This window comes from Pedobacter frigidisoli (assembly GCF_004331675.1).
GTDB classification, from domain to species: domain Bacteria; phylum Bacteroidota; class Bacteroidia; order Sphingobacteriales; family Sphingobacteriaceae; genus Pedobacter; species Pedobacter frigidisoli.
In genome coordinates, this window is record NZ_SJSN01000016.1 from 35,251 (window position 1) to 55,678 (window position 20,428).

A 20,428-nucleotide genomic window follows, 5' to 3' on the forward strand; every position below is an offset into this window, starting at 1 on the left:
TGTTTTCATGAATTAATATTTTATTTATCTTTTTTGTTGCCGCCACCAAATACAGAGAAGTGAACGTAACGCTTAGGATTTGCCTTCAAATCGATCATTAACTCATCAAGATTTTTCGAAGCATTATTTAAATTCTGATACATTTTATCATCATTTAATAATAAGCCTAAACTTCCTTTACCATCTTTTATTCCTGTAATTACGCTTTGCAAATCAGCAATGGCATTGTTTGCATTATCTAAGGTTTGTTTAAAATTTGCAGCTGCAAACTTATCCGTAACCGTATTGATGTTGGTTAAGATATCGCTAATCTTTTGATTGTTGTTATTTAAATTGGCTGTTATACCTTCAACATTTTTAAAGATGGCTTCGATACGAGCACTTTCTGAACCAACTAATCCATCAACTTTCTTAGAGGTAGTTTCTAATGAAGCAAGAGTTCCAGCAATACTGTTAAAGCTTTTATCAACATTCTTTTGGAAATTTGGATTTAAGATGGAATTAACGCTACTTAAAATCGAATCCATTTTGCCAATAATTAATTCAGCTTTCTTTTGAACAGGCTGAACTTGTTCCATTAATCCTTTCTCCACGTTAGCATTTAAGGTGAAGCCATCTTCGGCCATTTTTTTTGAGTTACCAAGAGACATTACAATTGCCTTGCTACCCAAAAGATCAGTTCCTTCTAATTTAGCAATACTATTTTCTGGAATATCATATTTACTGTTAATGCTTAACGTAGCAAGAATTGTTCCTCCTGGCTCTAGTTGCAGTTTTGCGACACGGCCAATTTGATAACCATTGATAAGAATTGGTTTTGAAACTGTTAATCCATCAACCCTGGTGTATCTTGCAAAAAGAGTAGTTTCACTAGAGAAAATTGAATTTCCTTTTAAAAAGTTATATCCAATAATTAATAAAGCAATGGCAAATGCAGCTAAAATACCTACTTTGGTTTCGTTCTTAATCTTCATGAGTGTTTTTATTTAATGGCTACAAGTGCTAAAATTAATAATTATTACTTGCCCGAGCGTATTTTTTGTTTTTGATGTTTAATATGTAATTGTCATTACATTAATACTTACATCGATGATTTTGTTTGGTTTATGTATTATTATTTTATTTTTCAATCTGAGCACCATTTATAATACCAATTATTGTACTTCAATATTCTTTTTATAGCTTTTTATAGCTTCTAAAATAGATTTTGCTATTTCATTTTGTCCTGTTGCAGAGTTGATATATTTTTCTTCGGTAGTGTTTGATATAAAACCAACTTCAGTTAAAACGGCTGGCATGCCACATCTTTGCAGTACCAAAACGCCTTGTTCTTTAACACCTCTACTTACTCGCTCATCTCTGCCGATGTAACTATTCTGTATTAATTTCGCAAATTTAATGCTTTTATCTCGAAACGTGTTTTTTAATAACGATAAAAGAATAAATGAACTCGGATTATTTGGGTCATAGCCATCATATTTGCTTTTATAATTCTTCTCTAACTTGATATCAGCATTTTCACGTATTGCAGCATCCTGTTCTTTTAATCGGTGAGATCCAGCAACCAAGGTTTCTACACCCTTAATATGTTTGTTTCCTGGCGGCATCGAGTTACAGTGGATAGAAATAAAAAGATCTGCATTTGCATCATTTGCCATTTCTGCTCTTCTGTATAAATCAACATCTACATCTGTGGTGCGTGTGTAAATAACTTTAATGCCAGGCAATGCTTCTTTAATTTGCGCACCCAGTTTTAGCGCTACTTTTAAGGAAACATCTTTTTCTTTGGAGAAACTTCCAGATGCGCCAGGTTTTCTACCCCCATGACCTGGATCTATAACAATGGTTTTAATCTTATACCCTTGAGCAAATGTATGCTGAATAGGGAATGTTATTGATAAAATGATTGCTATTAGAAGCTTAATCTTCATTTATTGGGATGTTAGAATGATGTTTCAGCGATGCGCTTATAACTTTTTATGGCTTTAATTATTCCGCTAACAATTTCATTTTGCCCCTCTGGAGAGTTCATATAATCTTCTTCCTCTGGATTACTCACAAAACCAATTTCCGTAAGTACAGCTGGCATAGATGCCCTTGCCAAAACCGCTAGGCTTTTTTCTTGTACGCCACGATTAATTCTTCCAGCATTGATATATTCATGTTGAACCATGGAGGCGAATTTTAAACTTCGTTCTCTATTTGTTTGCTTCATTAACGAAAGCATGATATCGTTTTCTGGAGTGTTTGCAATAAAACCCTCATAGTTTTTCTGGTAATTATCCTCTAAAAACATGGCAGCATTCTCTCTTTTAATTACCTCATCTTGTTCACCCAATCGGCCTGTTCCAGATACAAACGTTTCGGTTCCTCGTGTAGAAGTACTTTTTGAAGTCGTAGTTCTATAAACTGGAACTTTTCTACCTTTAACTTTCTTGTAATAATCAACCACTCTTGATACGCGAACAGGCATATCATTCAAATGGATAGAAATAAAAAGATCGGCTTTTGCATTATTTGCAATGTTTATTCTTTCGTAAAGAGGAATGAAAACATCAGTTTGTCGGGTATAAATAATTTTTATGTCTTTCAAACTATCTTGAAGTGCCTTACCAAGGTTAAGTGCCGTTTTTAAAGCAACATCTTTTTCCTTTGAATAAACGCCATGGGTTGAACCGTCTTTGCCTCCGTGGCCAGCGTCGATCACAATTGTTTTAATTTTATATTCTTGCGCAAAAGCTTGATTATCAATTGTATTGAATGCTACGAAACAAATAATAAATGTTAAAATGGATTTAAGATACATCAATGGTATATTTTTCACTAATTTTGAACGTTTTTGATTAAACATTTGTGCAAAAATAACATTCAAATACGAATTTGAAACTTCTTAAGAGCTCTATTTTACTAATTTCTGTCATTTTATTAACACATGGTGTTGGTAAAGCTAACGCATTTTCTGGTTTTTCATTACAACAAATCATTCAACAAGACACAACTAAAAAGGATACTACCAAAAAAGTCGTAAACAATAATAGTAGTATCGATCAAAAAGTTGAGTATAAAGCTGAAGATTCGGTAAAATTTAGTAAAGACAAAAGTATTATCTATTTGTATGGAAATGCAAGAGTTATCTATGGTGATTTTGAGCTAGATGCGAGTTACATTAAATACGATCAAAAAAGCAACACCATTTTTGCCCGAGGAATTAAAGATCCTAAAACGGGCAGATATACTGGGCGACCAATTTTTAAATCGGGCGCTGAGGGTACAGCAATAGCGGATTCGATATTTTACAATTCAACAACAACCCGGGCAAAGGTTTTCGGAGTATTTTCTGAACAGGAGGGCGGCTTTTTCTCTGGCGGACAAAGTAAGAAACAAATTGATGATGAGCTGCATGTAAAAAATGTAATGTACAGCACCTGTAATTTGCCGCATCCGCATTTTGGTTTAATGATCTCAAAAGGCGTGGTAACCGAGAAGCAGATTATTACAGGACCAGTTTATATGATTATCGAGGATATTCCTACTTTTCTTGGTTTGCCTTTTGCATTTTTTCCAAAACCTAACAAGCGTACTTCGGGATTTATTCTGCCTACTCCAGGTGAAGATGCTACTAGGGGTTTCTTTTTGCAAAATGGAGGATACTATTTAGGTTTAAATGATTATTGGGATGCTAAATTTCAAGGATCTATTTATACAAATGGATCTTATGAAACCAGTTTGTTGAGTAACTATACTAAGCGATATAAATACAATGGAAATATTAATTTGGCTTATGCGAGTTTTAAGGATGGCTTAGAGGGAACAGAAGCCTTTGCTAACCCAACCAAAAACTTTAGCATCAATTGGAGTCATAACCAAAATGCAAATGCTAAACCTGGAACTACATTTAGCGCCAGTGTAAGGTTGGTTTCTACAGGAAGAAATAGCTACTACAAAAATACAGCTGCAGGAACTACTTATGATATTAACGCAATTGCCACCAATACAACAAGTAGTAGTGTAAACTATGCAAGGGCTTACCCAAATGGGATGAATTTTTCGTTAGGTGCTTCAAGCGATCAAACTTTGAGCACTGGTGCAATCTCCTTACGTTTACCTGAAGCCACGTTTAACGTACCAACTTTCAGTCCATTTGATTCTAAAACGAGGGTAAATGAGCAGAAATGGTATCAAAAAATAACTGTTGGTTATAGCTTGCAGGGAACAAACCGAATAGATACATTCGATAGTTTATTGTTTGATAATGATGGATTAAAAAGATTGAGAAGTGGATTTGCACACAGCATTCCAGTGAATATGTCTTTCACAGCTTTAAAATATTTAAACTTTAGTTTAGGTGGTACTTATAATGAAGTGTGGAATTTTCAAAATATTAAAAGAACATATACTTCTTTCGCTGATGAAACTTACACCTACAGAGAAGATACTTTAAGTGGCTTTAAACGTGCTGGCAGTTATAATTTATCAACAAGCATGTCCACTAAAATTTACGGACAACGCAACTTTAATCCTAATGGCAAAATTCAGGCAATGAGGCATGTAATTACGCCAAATGTTTCATTCTCATACTCGCCAGACTTTACCAAGGATGGGGTTGGACCTTATAGAGATGCTAGAGACCAAAATGGCAACAGAATCTTATCCAATGGACTACCCATAAAATATTCAATATTTGAGGGAATGGCTCAACCCGGATCATTTGGTGGCCCAAGTGCAGCCATTGGTTTTGGGGTTGATAATACCGTAGAGCTGAAAGTTAAGTCTAAGAGCGATACGACTGGCGCTGGTTCTAGGAAAATTCCGATTATTCAAGGTTTAAGTTTTAGTGGTTCATATAATTTCCTAGCCACATCCTATAAACTTTCAACAATTGGCTTTAGTGGTCGATCTCAATTTACCGATAAGTTGGGCATCAATTATAATGGAACTTTAGATCCGTATGCACTCGGGCCAGATTCCTTAAATACTGGCTTACGTATCAGGAGAGATAGGTACTTTTTTCAAGAGGGAAAAATACTTCCTCGTCTTGCTAACTTTGGTTTTTCTTTTGATTACAGTTTAAATCCAGAAGCTTTAAAAAGAAAGAACGAGGCAAATGATAAGATAGGCGATGCTGCCAATAAAAAAGGCTTAAATGATATTCAGTCAGAACAATTGGCGGCGATAAGTCGTGATCCTAATGCTTTTGTGGATTTTAATATTCCATGGAATTTTTCATTCTCTTATAGTTTCCAGTTTACCAATGATGGAAATACAACAACAACATCGAATACCCTGAATTTTAATGGGGATGTGAATTTAACCCCAAAATGGAAAGTAACCTTTAACTCGGGTTACGATTTTAAGAATAATGGCCTTACACCGATGAATTTAGCAATTTATAGAGATTTGCATTGTTGGGATATGAGCGTGAATTGGGTTCCTTATGGTGCTTATAAAAGTTATTCTGTTACCATAAAAGTTAAGGCATCGATATTGCAAGATTTAAAACTGAGCAAAAGGCAAGGTTTTTACAGTACATACCAGTAAAATTATGTTAGCCGAAATTATAACTATAGGTGATGAAATTCTCATCGGCCAAATTGTTGATACAAATTCTGCTTGGATGGCGAAACAGCTAAACTCTATTGGTGTCTCCGTTAAGCAAATTACCTCTGTTTCTGATGATGAAAATCATATTTTAGAAGCTTTGGTAGATGCTGAAAAGCGTGCCGATATTATTCTGATTACAGGTGGTTTAGGCCCGACAAAAGATGATATTACAAAAAAGACCTTAGCAAAGTATTTCAATATGGGTTTTCGCAGAGATGAGGGGGCATTGGAAATGGTTCGTCAAATTTTCGAAAAGTATAAACGTCCGCTGATTGATATTAACATGCAACAGGCTGATGTTCCCGATGGTTGCGAAGTTATTGTAAACAAAAACGGAACTGCTCCTTGCATGTGGTTTGAGCGGAATGAGAAGATTTTTGTTTCCATGCCAGGTGTTCCTTATGAAATGATGTATTTGATGGATGATGAAATTTTGCCCAGGGTTGCATCAAGATTCAAGTTGCCATCAATCATCCATAAAACAATTCTTACTGCAAATATTGGCGAATCTTTTTTAGCAAAGGAAATTGAAGAAATAGAAGATAGCTTACCAAAGCATATCAAATTAGCCTATTTGCCTAAGCTTGGGCAGGTTCGTTTGCGTTTATCCGCCACAGGCGATAATGAAAATATCTTAAAAGCGGAGGTTGAAGTTTTTGCTCAGCAGATTATCGAAAAGGTTAAAAAATTCGTTGTTATTGATGAAGATATTCCTCTGGAACAAGCCATTATAAACATGATGAAAAAACGCAGTTTAACTTTATCTACTGCAGAAAGTTGTACAGGTGGTTATATTGCGCATTTAATTACTCAACATCCGGGTTGTTCTTCAGTTTATTGGGGCGGGGCAGTAGCTTATGCTTACGAACTGAAAGAATCTATTCTCGGCGTAAAAGAAAACACTCTAGCTAAATTTGGTGCGGTAAGTGAGGAGACGGTAACCGAAATGGCCGAAGGTGCAATTAAGCATTTCAAAACTGATTATGCTATTGCAGTGAGCGGAATTGCCGGGCCTGATGGCGGTACAGAAGATAAGCCAGTTGGGACGGTTTGGATTGCAATTTCATCGAAAAATAAAACCATAGCTAAAGTGTTTAATTTCAGCAACAAACGCATTCAAAACATAGAACGTTCTGCTGCATCTGCATTGATGATGTTATTAAATCTACTTAGAGAAGACTCATAGAAAGAATAAAAACTGTATTTTTGTCGCAATACCAATATATAATACTGTAATTTAATATGGCTCAATACGAACTATTGTTACCAAAAATGGGTGAAAGTGTTGCGGAAGCAACAGTAATTAAATGGGTAAAACAAATTGGAGATTCTATTGATTTAGATGACACGATTTTGGAAATCGCTACCGATAAGGTAGATTCTGAAGTGCCATCGCCAGTGGCTGGTAAATTGGTAAAGCAATTATTTAAGGAAGATGAAGTTGCACAAGTTGGTGAGGTAATTGCCATTATTGAAACTGAAGGTGGAAGCGAAGCAAAAGCTGAAGAACCAGTGGCGGCAGCACCTATCGTTGAAGAAAAATCTGAAACTATTCCTGGTATTGAGCAATTGCCGACAGAAAAGCCTGCAGTTCAAAATGACATCACTTCGTCTGACCGTTTTTATTCTCCTTTAGTAAAAAGTATTGCGGCGCAAGAAAATATTTCTTTAGCTGAATTGGATTCAATTAAAGGCTCCGGTGCCGATGGTCGTTTAAATAAAGACGATTTATTAAATTATATTTCTAATAAAGGTGTTGGACAGCAAATTAAAACTCAAACGGTTATATTAACGCCTCCAGTTCCACCAGCAAAAGAATCTGTTGCGAATAACACCATTGCAGCTACTCAAACTTCAGCTAATAAAACATCAACCACCAGCATTAATGGCGGCGATGAAATTATTGAGATGGATAGAATGCGTAAACTCATTGCCGACCACATGGTCATGAGCGTAAATACTTCGCCGCATGTAACTTCCTTTGTTGAGGCCGACGTAACCAACATGGTTTTGTGGCGTAATAAAGTGAAAAACAGTTTCGAAAAACGTGAGAACGAAAAAATAACTTTTACACCGATTTTTGTTGAAGCTGTTGCAAAAGCAATTAAAGATTTTCCAATGGTTAATGTTTCTGTTAATGGAACACAAATCATTAAAAAGCGTGATATTAATATTGGTATGGCAGCTGCTTTGCCAAGTGGAAATTTAATCGTTCCTGTAATTCGCAATGCCGACCAGCTTAACCTTGTTGGTTTAACCAAAGCAGTAAATGATTTAGCAGGAAGAGCAAGAATTTCTAAGTTAAAACCTGATGAAACACAAGGCGGAACTTTTACGTTAACTAACGTTGGTACTTTCGGAAATGTAATGGGAACACCAATTATTAATCAACCGCAGGTTGCTATTTTAGCCGTTGGTGCAATTAAAAAGAAACCAGCTGTTTTGGAAACCGAACACGGAGATGTTATTGCTATTCGCCACATGATGTTCCTTTCATTATCTTATGACCATAGAGTCGTTGATGGTTCGTTAGGAGGAATGTTTGTTCGTCGCGTTGCTGATTATTTAGAAAATTGGGATTTCAACAGGGAAATTTAATCAGTTCTCAATTGCTAGTTTTCAGTTCGAGCGAATAACAATTAAACAATTTAACAGTTGAACAATTAAGAATGTTAGATTCAATTTTAAAATCGATAGTTAGCGATAATGTATTGCATGCCAAATGGTTAAATACGTTGTCTTATATGGAAAATGCAGGTGCGAAGAAGATTTCAGCTTCGGAGCATAAAGAAAATGTAAATCTGATTATTCTTAAACATGCTGCAGAAGAACATCGCCACGCATATTACTTAAAAAAGCAGATTTCTAAGTTGGATGAGTCATTTTGTAAAACTTACACCAATGCAGAATTACTTTCGCCAAATCATACAAAATACTATTTACACGCATTAGATATTGCAGTCTGTCGCTATATTAAAGCTGAATTTAACCTTTCGGGCTATGAGTTAAAATTCGCAGCTTACTTATTCGTTACTTATGCCATTGAAGTTCGTGCTGATGAACTTTACCCAGTTTATCAAAATATTTTGGATGAAGCTAAAAGCAAGGTAAATGTTAAATCAATTATCTTAGAAGAAGAGGGGCATTTAGAGGAAATGATCAATCAGTTAGTTGGTTTCTCTGATGATTGGGAAAATCATGCTGCTGAAGTGATTAAAATAGAAAAAGATTTATTTGACAATTGGGTTGAGGCACTAAACACTGAATTGGCCGTTAGCGCATAGCTGTCATTCTAAAAGAAACTCTTAAAAACGTATTATGAGACGATAGATAGTTCTATTTTACATAATTTATTAGTTGTCTATTGCCTTAAAGCTTATCCACCTCGTCATGCTGAACTTGATTCAGTTTCTTTCCTGCATGATGTTCATTTTATATGGGTACTGAATCAAGTTCAGGACGACGACCGCTCGTATGTGGATAACAACCTCGATTAGCTTAGAAAAAACTAAATCCATAACCATTTGTTGCTAAATAAAATATAAAATCATGGCTAAATTTTCAGAATTAATAAATGGGGATAAACCTGTTTTGGTAGATTTCTTTGCAGAATGGTGCGGTCCTTGCAAAATGATGAAACCAATTTTGGAACAATTGAAATCTCAGGTTGGCGATTCAGTTTCAATTATTAAAGTTGATATCGATAAAAATAAAGCAGCAGCCTCTGCATACAGTGTTCAAAGTGTACCAACCTTATGCTGTTCAAACAAGGTAAACAAGTTTGGCGCCAAAGTGGTGTATTGCAAGCCTCGCAGTTAAAACAGATAATCGATTCTCATTCTTAACTATACTTCTACCACGCTATTTGGAGTAACTGCAAAAATTTGTTCGTTAGTTTTAGGATAAATATTATACAGCCCTGTAAACGTACTGAAAGCGGGTAGAACTGCATAATCATTCCCAAAATAAAAACAGGGAAACTTTAAACGCTGTTTGGCTTTACCCTTAATGGTTACGCCAGGATGGATATGACCACTGATTGGATATAATTCTTCTTCGGTACATTTTGGCGCATCATGAATAAAGCAAAAAGGACCGAGGCAAAAACTCGGTTCGTGGATATCAATTTGCATTGATGCATAATCAGCATTTGCCAATCTATCATGATTTCCCTTTACCAACAAGAAATTTAACTCACCATATTGCTTTCTCCATGCTGCAAACTCATTAATATCAGTATTTAAACCGTGATGAAACATATCACCATTGATTAACAAAGTTTTAGGATTATACTTCTCAATCAATACACCCAATCTTTGTAAATCATTTTGAGCAATGGTAGACGGCACTTGAACGCCTGCCGAACGAAAGTGTGCCGATTTGCCTAAATGCAAATCGCTGATGGCTAAAAGTTGGTGATGAGGTAAGTATAAAGCCCTTTCTTTATCTAAAATCAGTTCTTCTCCGTGGCTCGTAATCGTCATTAATCTATTTGTTTTTTTAGTATTGCATTTCATCCAGCTAAGCCTAAGTAGAAAGTCTTCGTTCTACTTTAAACCGGCCTAACAAATTTTTGGGAGAGCAGATGCAAGGCCTAATCACTTACTTTAATACAAAAATTTTCAGCCGGCAATTTTGTTTCTTTTGTTGTCAAAAGAAAAAAGCCTGTCCGGCCAGGACAAAATACTTATTTTAATTTCTCCGATTCCGCTTTCATTCTCGCAATTCGTTGTTCCAATTCTTCCGAACTCATATTTTCCCTTAAACTATCAACCTTAATCGGGAACGATAGTGGCGTAAAACTTTTAGGGTTTGTGATGATAACTGCACTATTTTGAATTCTTTCCAAAGCAGCGGCTAATCTAGGTTCTTCCAATTGCTGATAAAATACTTCATCGTACGCTTGGCGCAAAAGTAAATTATGTTTGTCGTAATCGCTAAAAACATTAAAAAATAAACCTGCCGATGACTGGAGGTGTTTATTGGCAACATATTTACCTGGATAACCCTGAAAAACCAAACCAGAAATACAGGCAATATCACGGAATTTTCTCCGAGCCATTTCAGTAGAATTGATACTCAGTGTAATATCCTCAGTCAGGTTTTTTGGCGAGAAAACTTCGTAAGCAATAGATTCATCCATCGGGATTTCTGTTTCGCTTAACAGCTCAAAACCATAATCGTTCATCGCTATCGAAAAACTGATGGGCAACAATTTACTTAAACGATACGCAACCAAAGCCGCTAAAACCTCATGAACCAAACGCCCCTCGAAAGGATAGGCGAAAAGATGAAAACCCTCTTTGTTGTTGATGAGTTCAATTAATAATTCATCATTTCGAGGCACATGAGAACGTTTTTCTTGCAAAAGGAATAATGGATAGACAGAATCCAATTCTTCATCCTGATGTGTTTTATCTAATGCCTCATTATATTTTTTACGTAAAACAGAACCCAGGTTTGAAGATAGGGGCAACCGACCACCGTTCCAACTTGGAGATATTGCATTTTTCTGTTTGCTAACCCGAACAATTACCGTCATATCTTTAACATGCACAAATTCCAAAACCCGACCAGCCAAGCGGAAATTGTCACCGGCTTTTAAACGCGTAACAAAATATTCCTCCACCATACCAATATAACCACCTGAAAGAAATTTTACTTTTAGCATGGCATCACTTACAATGGTTCCGATGTGTAAACGATGTCGCATGGCGAGCTGTCGGCTTTTAACTTTCCACAGCCCGTCTTCATCTTTGGTAACCTTTTTGAATTCGTTGTAAGCGCTTAAACTGTCTCCACCCGAAGTAATAAATTGCATGACCCAAGTCCATTCTTCGGGCAAAATCATTTTAAAAGCATGCGTATTTTTGATTTCCTCATAGATGATTTTATCATCAAAACCATCGCCAATGGCCAAAGTAACCAGATACTGAACCAAGGTGTCGAAAACCATAATGAAAGGTTCTCTACTTTCGATATTGTTGGTTTTGGCAGCTTCTTTAATAGCAGCTGCTTCAACTAATTCCAAGGCATGCGTAGGCAAAAAGTATATTTTCGAAACCTCATGCGGCGAGTGGCCCGAGCGACCCGCACGCTGTAAAAATCTAGCAACTCCTTTCGGCGAACCCACTTGAACAACGGTATCAACTGGTTTAAAATCGACACCTAAATCTAATGATGAAGTAGCAATAACGGCTTTCAATTGACCTGTATGCAAGGCATCCTCAATCCAGTTGCGCAATTCAAAATCAATCGAACCATGGTGGATGGCAATTCTTCCCGCGAGTTCAGGTTCGATGTTTAGCAAATGCTGGTACCACATTTCCGATTGCCCACGCGTATTGATGAAAATCAGCGTGGTTTTACTTTTCTCAATAATCGGAAGCAACTTATACGCTAATTTCAAGCCCAAATGTCCAGCCCATGGCAAGGTTTCAATGTCATCAGGAATGATAGATTTTATAATGATTTTCTTTTCTAAATTGGCTTTGATGATGATTCTTTTGGCATCTTCGTTAGGTTCCAGAACATCTAAAGCCTCTTCGATATTTCCGATAGTTGCAGAAATTCCCCAAACTCTTAAAAACTGATTCTTCTCTAATTTTTGCAAACCTTTAATCCTGGAAACGGCAAGCTCGACTAATACCCCACGTTTACTGCCCAACAATTCATGCCATTCATCGGCAACAATGCATTTTAGGTTTTTAAACAGTGTTGAAGAGCCCTTTTGAGCCAATAACAGATGGAGGCTTTCGGGCGTAATTAACAAAATTTCGGGCATCGATTTTTTCTGCTGTACTTTTTCTGCTTGCGAGGTATCGCCATTTCTTACGCCCACATTCCAGTCTAATTCGAGTTCTGTTAACGTTTCTCGCATGGCTCTGGCAATATCTTTTGCCAACGAGCGAAGTGGGGTAATCCAAATGAGCTGCAAGCGGTCTTTGGCTTTTTTGTTGCTCGCCTCTGATGCATTTAAAGCTTCTATAGCAACAGCTAAAAATAAAGAGAATGTTTTTCCGAAACCAGTTGGTGCGTTTACCAAACCGCTGTATCCGTTCAGGTAATTTTGCCAGGCATCTTCCTGAAATTTAAACGGCTTGCGACCATTGGCTTTAAGCCATTGCTTAATTTTTTTATAGCCTTTGGTTTTCGTTTGGTCCATGTATAATTGTAATTTCTATATTTTAAATTTGAAAAGCAATTTCAGTAATTCTTCGGTTGCATCAGTCCCGCCATTTGCTACAATCTTTTTAAATAACCTCTGTCATTCTGAGGAACGAAGAATCTGTTTCATCGGTTGCAGATACTTCGTTCCTCAGTATGACAGATTATTCAAGGTTGCTGCTCTTAAAAAGTATTTTCGCTTCTGTCGGGTTTAAAATAGCAAGGTAAACCTAAGTAAAATAAACCTGACAGGAGCGAGCACGAAACCCGATTTTTCTATCGGGTGAGTAAAGTGTATGGCAGGGCTTTCGGTTCCGATATGTACAGAAACCTGCTTTTCTAATCATTTATAAATGTTGAAGCCAACAATTGTCGCAAATCTTCTAATGTGTTAATTTCTGCAGCTTTTTTATCTTTCCGCCACCGCAAAATACGAGGGAAACGGAGTGCCAAGCCAGCCTTATGCCGTTTACTTTCTGCAATTCCCTCAAACGCAATTTCGAAAACCAATTCAGGTTTTACGGTTCTAACGGGTCCGAATTTCTCGATTGCATTTTTGGTTACAAACGAATTTACTTCCTTAATTTCTTTATCAGTTAAGCCAGAATAAGCTTTTGCAATCGTAACCAAATTTTCGCCATCGCGAACTGCGAAAGTATAATCGGTAAAGAAATTCGCCCTGCGGCCACTACCTTTCTGGGCATAAATCATAACCGCATCAACGGTGTAAGGATTAATCTTCCATTTCCACCAATCACCACGTTTACGACCGCTGTGGTAATGAGAACTTAGTCTTTTGAGCATAATGCCCTCGCTGTTAATAGAGCGTGAAGTTTGCCTTAACTCTGCCAGTTCTTCCCAGGTTTTGCAATTTATAACGGGCGATAAAATGACAGCACTTTCATCCAGACCGCCAATCAATTGTTCTAATATTTTTCTTCTCTCACTCAATGGTTGTTCACGGAAATCATTGGTTTCGTATTCTAAAATATCGTAAACAAAGAAACCAATTGGTGCATCTTCCAGCTGTTTTTTGCTTATCGTTTTGCGATTTAAACGTTGCTGTAAAGTGCTGAAAGACAAAACCTGTTTATCTTGAACGGCCAATATTTCGCCATCCAGAACAACACCATCAGGCAAAACATCAATTAAAAAATGAAGTTCTGGAAACTGTTCTGTTACCAATTCTTCGCCTCGGCTCCAGATAAATAATTCGCCATTTCGTTTTACAATTTGTCCGCGGATGCCATCCCATTTCCATTCTGCCTGCCAATCTGCAATATCGCCCAGTTTTTCAGTTTCTTGTTCTAATGCATAAGCCAAACAAAAAGGATAAGGCCATGAGTTATCGGTATTGACGTGAAGTCCATTAATCAGCTCTGTAAAAGTAATTTCATAAGGATTCCACTTACCCATAATGCTGTGCATAATCTGTGCGCTATCCAAACTACTTTGTTTGGCTAAAGCATTTACCAACATTTTATTGGAGACGCCAATTCTAAAATTCCCTGAAATCAATTTATTAAAAATGAAACGCTCTTGGGTTTCCAAGGTGTTCCATGCGTTTAAAATGAAATTCTTTTTTGTTTCATCATCCTTTCCCTCTAAATCATGCAAATTTTCAATCCATTTATGTAACTGGAAATCAGATGTATGTTCGGCAGGGGGCAGGAGCAAGGCAATGGTTTCACTTAAATCCCCAACGTTCGAGTAACTTTCAGAAAATAACCATTCGGGTGTTTGCGTAATTTCTATTGCCCAATATTTTAATAAGGCCGACTTAATTGGTCGCCGTGGTTTCTTGCCTGTAAATAAAGCGATTACCCAAATTTTATCTTTGTCATCCGCATAGTTGAAATAATCAACCAACGCCGCAATTTTATCATTAGTTTTATTGCTCAATTCGAGCTGTTGAATTAACTTGGCGAATCGTTTCATACTGATTTTTGGTTTTCGATTTCAGTATTGGTGTTTTCTGCATCAGCCAAATCAACTTTATTTTCTTCATCATCTTCCTGGCCGAACTTGGTCATTACTTCTTCTGATTCAATTCCCTCATCATTTAAAAAACGACTAAAAGCTGCCGTAAAACCATGTGTAACATAAACTTTTTCAGCACCGGTCGCCGTAATGGCATCCATTAACCCAGTCCAATCGGCATGGTCGCTCAAGGCAAAGCCAGCATCGGCACTTTGCCAACGGCGATGTGCCCTAACCTGCATCCAACCAGAACAAATGCCCGTTACGGGATGCGATAAATTTTTAATCCATCGGCTATCCCGCATAGCGGGAGGCACAATTACAATTCCTTTTTGCAATTCATCTTTAGTGGTTTCAGGTGTAATGCGAATGGTTTCAGGTAAGTTAACACCAGCATTGATAATCACTTCATTTAAGTTTGCAATACTATTGTGAACGTAAATTGGAACATCGCCTGCAAGGTTTTTAATTAAGCGCTGTGCCTTGCCCAAACTATAAGCAATCAACACACTTGTTTTCTGCTGAGGGATGTTATCGTTAACCCAACTTTTAATTTTATCGAAAACGATATCTTGCTTTTGCCATTTGTAAACAGGTAAGCCGAAAGTGCTCTCCGAAACAAATGAATGGCATTTTACAGGTTCAAAAACATCACTGATGCCATCATCTTCAGTTTTATAATCGCCTGAAATTACACAGATTTCGCCTTTGTATTCCAATCTAACTTGTGCTGAACCAATAATATGCCCTGCAGGATAAAAGGAAATATTAACCCCGTTACGAACAATGCTTTCGCCATAATTAAGTGTTTCTACATCTAAATCTTCACTTATTCTGCGCTTAATTATTGGCTTTGTGAGTGTATGGCAGAGGTAATGTTTATTGCCAAAACGAACATGGTCGCTATGGCCGTGAGTAGTTACGGCATAATCTACAGGCCACCAAGGGTCTACGTAAAAGTCGCCTTGCTTGCAATAGATGCCTCTTTTGGTAAATTCGATTAATGCCATGACTACTAAACAATAATTTCAGGTATAAGTTTTAAGGTAATATCGGGTAATTAGCCGATAAATTGAAATATCGGGTAATTAGCCGATAAATTGAAATATCGGGTAATTACCCGATAATTTTTTGAAATGTAATTTATTAGCACGATATTGTAGTATGATTTGCATTATAACAGGCGATATTGTTGGCTCAAGAAAGATAAAGGATAGCTGGTTGCTAAGCTTAAAAAATGCTTTAAAAGTAGTTTCAGGGCAGAATAGCAAATGGGAAATTTATCGTGGGGATAGTTTTCAGGTAGAAGTAGAACCAGAAGATGCCATTAGAACTGCTGCTTATTTAAAGGCTTGCATCAGAATAAATAAGCCTGCCGATGTAAGGATGGGAATCGGTATTGGTGATGTAAAAAGCAAGCGCAAAAAGCTTTCAGAATCTAGTGGAGATGCTTTTGTGAATTCTGGAGCCGCTTTTGACAGCCTGAAACAAGCTAAAGTGAATTTAGCTATCAAAACTGATTTACCTGATTTTGATGAAGAAATTAATGTGTTAATTAAGTTATCTTTAATTGCGATGGATAGTTGGGGAATAGTAGCGGCAGAAATGGTAAAACTGGCTTTGGAGAACGAAAATGTAGTTCAAAGTGAGTTGGCGGTTCTTTCTGGTAGAACTCAATCTTTGGTAAGCGAGGCGTTAAAACGTGCTCATTATTCTGAATTGATGGAAATGGATAAGCTATATCGTAAAAAATTGAACCAAGTACTTTCTAAATAATGGAAATCTATCTAATCAAAATTATTATAGCCCATTTAGTTGGAGATTTCTTTCTTCAGCCAACTTCCTGGGTTAAGGACAAGGAAAGAAAAAAACTTAAATCGGGGAAGTTATATCTGCATGTTTTGGTTCATGTGGTTTTGATATTTGTGGTTTTCTTAAGTTTTGATATTTGGAAAGTAGCCTTATCGATTGGTGTGTTACATTTAATAATCGATGCGTTAAAATCTGCATTTCAAACTAAGAAGAATGCCAGAATCTTATTTTTTGTAGACCAGATTCTGCATTTCAGCTCGATTGTATTGGTTTGGCATATTTTCTACAAAGGTTATTTAGATATCAGTTTTTTGAATGAAACAAAAACATGGATTTTAATATCTGGCGCTTTGTTTTTAACGATGCCGACATCTATAATTATGAAAGTGATTATTGCAAAATGGTTGCCCGATAATGACGATGAAAGTCCGAAATCGCTGCAGAATGCAGGAAAATACATTGGAATTTTGGAGCGTGTGTTGATTTTCGTTTTTATATTGACCAATCATTTTGAGGCTGTTGGTTTTCTATTAGCTGCGAAATCTATTTTCCGTTTTGGCGATTTAAAAGAGGCGCACGATTTAAAATTAACTGAATATGTGTTGATTGGAACTTTATTGAGTTTCGGAATTGCAATAGTAGTTTCTTTTATGGTTTTAGGACTGCTGAAGTAATTATTTTCTAGGAATCGCAATTAACATTACGCTAAGCAAACTTTAAAAGAAGTGCTGGATTTGCTTTCTAAACCCGATTGAAATGAAAATACTTTTTGATGTTTCTGACGAGAAAGATTGCCACGTCGTTCCTCCTCGCAATGACGAATTTGGTAAAGCACAAAAGAAATAAAAAAGATTGAAATGAAAAGCGGGGCTATCGAAACCGATTCCCCGCTGAAATTGCTTTTCTAATTAATTCTATCTCGCTCCCGGAGGACAATTGTCTTTCAAAAATTTAGTGTAGGTTAATGATAAATGTTCGCTTGTTCCCTCGCCCTCAGAAATACTGTGGGTACGATTTGGATAGCTCATTAGCTGGAAAACCTTTTTATTTTTAATCAATTCGTTGATTAGCATTTCGGCATTTTGGTAGTGAACATTATCATCGCCAGTACCGTGAATGTAAAGCAAATTACCTTTTAAGTTTTTGGCATAAGTAACCGGCGAACCTTTAACGTAAGCCTCTTTGCTTGGAAAAGGTGTGCCCATATAGCGCTCCTGGTAAACATTATCGTAGGTTAGTTGGTTTCCAACGGCTGCAATTGCAATACCTGTTTTGTAAATTTCAGGGTATTGGAACATCAAATTTAAAGTTGACGAACCACCACCGCTCCAGCCCCAAACTGCTATGCGGTCTTTATCCATAAATGAATTGGTTGCCAATAATTTTTTAGCGGCCATGGCCTGGTCGCGGATATTGATTACACCTATATTTTTATAAATGCCTTTGCGCCAAGCAGCACCTTTTGGAACAGGTGCGCCCCTGTTATCTACAGAAACGTAGATGTAGCCATCTTTAGCCATATCACCTGCATATAAGAAGTTTCTTCCTGCACCATAAACATCAGTTGCGGTAGCTCCGGCGGGTTCGCCGTACACGTAAAATACAACAGGATATTTTTTATCAGGATTAAAGTTATCAGGTTTTTTCATCCAACCATCCATTTCAATACCATCTTCAGTAGTTACTTTAAAGAATTCTACCTTGTTTTTAGGTGCCTCCTGTTTTGATAATTGTGTGGTGATACTTCCATCCATTGTGAAAGGATTCCCAGTGGTAAAATTCATCCACTCGGTTATTGGCCTAACCAGAGCGCTATTGTAACTGTGGCGAGCGAAAGCTGCATTCTGTGAAATATCGTAACTGTGTGTACCTGGAAGTAGGGTAGATGGCGTTACCATTTCTAGTTTCCCCTTTCCATCTAACTTAGTCTTGTATAAATATTTTTGGGTTGCATTGGTTGGCGATGCCATGAAATAAACCATGTTGTTTTTCTCGTCAATCAATTTTACTTCAATCGCATCGTAATTGCCCTTGGTTACCAATGTTTCTTTTTTGCCGTCGCGACTGATTCTATACAAATGATTCCAACCATCTTTATCAGATGTTATGGTAAATTCTTTATTATCGTTTAACCACTTCCACTCATCCTGAGCATCAATCCAAGCCTTTGCTTTTTCTGTATAAATAGCTTTAGCAGAACCTGTTGCAGCATCACAAATAAATACAATACTTTCGTTTTGCTCACGATTTAACTGTTGAAGAATGATTTCATTGCTGTTTGGTACCCATTGCATACGTGGAATGTAATGCTGGATATTATCGCCCGGAACATTTAACCAATTGGTTTTCGCAGTTGCAATATCAACTATACCAACTTTACAAGCTGATGGATTTTCGCCAACTTTTGGATATTCAACAGGAATGGTGTAAGGATAAATAGAATCGGTATTGTTTATCATTAGAAAGTTCTTGATTTTGGTTGCATCAATTTGCCAATAGGCAATTGATTTCCCGTCAGGACTCCATCTGAAACCATCTCTGCAATCGAACTCTTCTTCGTAAACCCAATCGAATGTACCATTAATCATGCGGTCAGTTCCATCAGTAGTTAAGGTTTTAGCATCAGTTCCGTCAATATTTTCTACGTAAAGGTTGTGTTTGCTTACGTAAGCAACCTTATTTCCATCAGGAGATAATTTAGCAAACATTAAAGATGAGGCAGGTTTGTCTTTCCCGATTTGAGTAATTTTATTGGAAGTTAAATCGGCTAACCAATAATCGCCACGAGTATCGTAACGCCAAACTTTTTTACTATTGGTGTAAATTAATGCTTTTGTACCATCGGCAGAAAGCTGAAAGCTTCTCACTGCTATAGGCGCATCTTTACCTACAGGCGTAAGTAACGTTCTTGAAATAACCGTTTTTTTGTCACTTTTCGGAAGCGTGATGCTTACAATTTCTCCACTTGCTATTTGATAATAGGAGTTACCATCTTTTGCCCAGTTTATACTTTGGGCCTTTGTATCAATTAACGAGCAAAGCGCAATGCAAGTAATGGATAATTTGAATAATAAGTTTTTTATCATAAAAAATTTGTCATAAAAAAAGCTTTTTAACTTTCGGGCTAATTTAAATAAAAAGCCGGCAGTTAAAAAGCCTTTAATTATCAGATATTGGTTAATTATTCACCACCACCCTGCATTTTTGCAAGGTCTTCCATGGTAACAACTTCATAACCACTTGGAACCTCTTTAGAAATTGCACCAACTTTACCTTCAGCAACTGATTTTAAAGTTGTAGTAGTTTCGATACCTCTCTGTACTAATGTATATTTTACTGGAAAAGCTCCTAGTCCTGGGAAATAATTTTGAGATCCAACATTTGGTAATTCAATATCTTTTGTAGCCCAAAGCTCATGAGATGCACCTTTATCGTCTTTAAAGGTGTATTTTTCTGCATTATATCCCGCAACTGTTTGTTTTTCTCCTGAGGCTTTGAAGTCTGAGTATTTTGGTAAATCGCCCATCGCCTTAGTTACATCTTCCTTAGATTGTTTAACCGCAAACTGTTTTTGAGCAATCGGCACATCTATTAAAAGTAAGCCAGTTCTTTCAATATTATCTGAGATGATGCCAATTAAAGCAGGACCTTGTTCCATTTCGATTTTAGTTAGGCCATTATTGAACTTTACTTTTAACTCTGCAGGTGGTTCTTGTCCGCCCATAGCAGATTTTTGTTCGGCAGTTAATTTATACTCTAAGCCATAGGTTAAAGTTCCTTCTGATATTTTCTTTTGAGCATGTACAATTACACCAGTACTTACCAAGATTAAGGCTAAAACGCCAGTTTTGATTGATTTTAACATGTT

Annotated in this window: 15 protein-coding genes and 1 pseudogene; 7 read left to right on the forward strand and 9 right to left on the reverse strand. The window is 36.8% G+C overall.

The features are described from left to right. Positions 1–20 precede the first annotated feature (20 nt). The 3 genes from EZ449_RS17875 to EZ449_RS17885 form a co-directional block, all read right to left on the reverse strand. Positions 21–974, reverse strand: a complete 954-nt coding sequence (locus EZ449_RS17875; RefSeq protein ID WP_131561433.1) for an MlaD family protein — start codon at positions 972–974, stop codon at positions 21–23. Between the two features lie 180 nt (positions 975–1,154). Further along, positions 1,155–1,931, reverse strand: a complete 777-nt coding sequence (locus EZ449_RS17880) for an N-acetylmuramoyl-L-alanine amidase family protein (RefSeq protein WP_131561435.1) — start codon at positions 1,929–1,931, stop codon at positions 1,155–1,157. Positions 1,932–1,942: 11 nt separating this feature from the next. Beyond that, positions 1,943–2,806: an N-acetylmuramoyl-L-alanine amidase family protein gene (locus EZ449_RS17885; protein WP_131561437.1), complete on the reverse strand. Its 864-nt coding sequence runs from the start codon at positions 2,804–2,806 to the stop codon at positions 1,943–1,945. A 74-nt stretch (positions 2,807–2,880) separates the two neighbouring features. Here EZ449_RS17885 and EZ449_RS17890 point away from each other — a divergent pair, with 74 nt between their 5' ends. The 5 genes and pseudogenes from EZ449_RS17890 to trxA all read left to right on the forward strand — a co-directional run bounded on the left by EZ449_RS17890 (position 2,881) and on the right by trxA (position 9,446). Continuing rightward, positions 2,881–5,538, forward strand: coding sequence for a putative LPS assembly protein LptD (locus tag EZ449_RS17890; RefSeq protein WP_131561439.1), 2,658 nt, complete (start codon positions 2,881–2,883; stop codon positions 5,536–5,538). Positions 5,539–5,542: 4 nt separating this feature from the next. Further along, complete coding sequence (locus EZ449_RS17895; RefSeq protein ID WP_131561441.1) at positions 5,543–6,787, forward strand: competence/damage-inducible protein A; 1,245 nt, start codon at positions 5,543–5,545, stop codon at positions 6,785–6,787. A 56-nt stretch (positions 6,788–6,843) separates the two neighbouring features. Further along, the gene (locus EZ449_RS17900; protein WP_131561443.1) at positions 6,844–8,199 is read left to right on the forward strand and encodes a dihydrolipoamide acetyltransferase family protein; all 1,356 of its coding nucleotides are present in this window, start codon (positions 6,844–6,846) and stop codon (positions 8,197–8,199) included. A gap of 71 nt (positions 8,200–8,270) precedes the next feature. Continuing rightward, on the forward strand, positions 8,271–8,885 hold the full coding sequence (locus tag EZ449_RS17905; protein WP_131561445.1) for a hypothetical protein: 615 nt from the start codon (positions 8,271–8,273) through the stop codon (positions 8,883–8,885). A 265-nt stretch (positions 8,886–9,150) separates the two neighbouring features. Further along, positions 9,151–9,446 (forward strand): annotated as a pseudogene (gene trxA, locus EZ449_RS17910) (thioredoxin). Here trxA and pdeM read toward each other — a convergent pair. From pdeM to EZ449_RS17930, 4 genes are all read right to left on the reverse strand, one after another. Next, entirely contained in the window at positions 9,447–10,085 is a 639-nt protein-coding gene (gene pdeM, locus EZ449_RS17915) for a ligase-associated DNA damage response endonuclease PdeM (RefSeq protein WP_131561447.1), read from the reverse strand. Positions 10,086–10,288: 203 nt separating this feature from the next. Continuing rightward, positions 10,289–12,766, reverse strand: coding sequence for a ligase-associated DNA damage response DEXH box helicase (locus EZ449_RS17920; protein ID WP_131561449.1), 2,478 nt, complete (start codon positions 12,764–12,766; stop codon positions 10,289–10,291). A 341-nt stretch (positions 12,767–13,107) separates the two neighbouring features. Beyond that, positions 13,108–14,706 carry an ATP-dependent DNA ligase gene (locus tag EZ449_RS17925; RefSeq protein WP_131561451.1) on the reverse strand — a complete coding sequence of 533 codons (1,599 nt, stop codon included), beginning with the start codon at positions 14,704–14,706 and terminating at the stop codon, positions 13,108–13,110. After that, positions 14,703–15,758 carry a ligase-associated DNA damage response exonuclease gene (locus EZ449_RS17930; protein ID WP_131561453.1) on the reverse strand — a complete coding sequence of 352 codons (1,056 nt, stop codon included), beginning with the start codon at positions 15,756–15,758 and terminating at the stop codon, positions 14,703–14,705. Before EZ449_RS17930 ends, EZ449_RS17925 begins: the two co-directional genes overlap by 4 nt. A 154-nt stretch (positions 15,759–15,912) precedes the next feature. On the opposite strand from EZ449_RS17930, the gene EZ449_RS17935 reads away from it, so the two are divergent. Then, complete coding sequence (locus EZ449_RS17935) at positions 15,913–16,524, forward strand: SatD family protein (protein ID WP_131561455.1); 612 nt, start codon at positions 15,913–15,915, stop codon at positions 16,522–16,524. After that, complete coding sequence (locus tag EZ449_RS17940) at positions 16,524–17,234, forward strand: DUF3307 domain-containing protein (RefSeq protein ID WP_131561457.1); 711 nt, start codon at positions 16,524–16,526, stop codon at positions 17,232–17,234. The genes EZ449_RS17935 and EZ449_RS17940 overlap by 1 nt, the downstream gene beginning before the upstream one ends. Before the next feature lie 240 nt (positions 17,235–17,474). On the opposite strand, the gene EZ449_RS17945 is transcribed toward EZ449_RS17940, so the two are convergent. Together EZ449_RS17945 and EZ449_RS17950 are read right to left on the reverse strand one after the other, a co-directional pair. Next, positions 17,475–19,646, reverse strand: coding sequence for a S9 family peptidase (locus EZ449_RS17945; RefSeq protein WP_131561459.1), 2,172 nt, complete (start codon positions 19,644–19,646; stop codon positions 17,475–17,477). Positions 19,647–19,741: 95 nt separating this feature from the next. Then, on the reverse strand, positions 19,742–20,425 hold the full coding sequence (locus tag EZ449_RS17950; protein WP_131561461.1) for a DUF4412 domain-containing protein: 684 nt from the start codon (positions 20,423–20,425) through the stop codon (positions 19,742–19,744). Between the last annotated feature and the right edge of the window lie 3 nt (positions 20,426–20,428).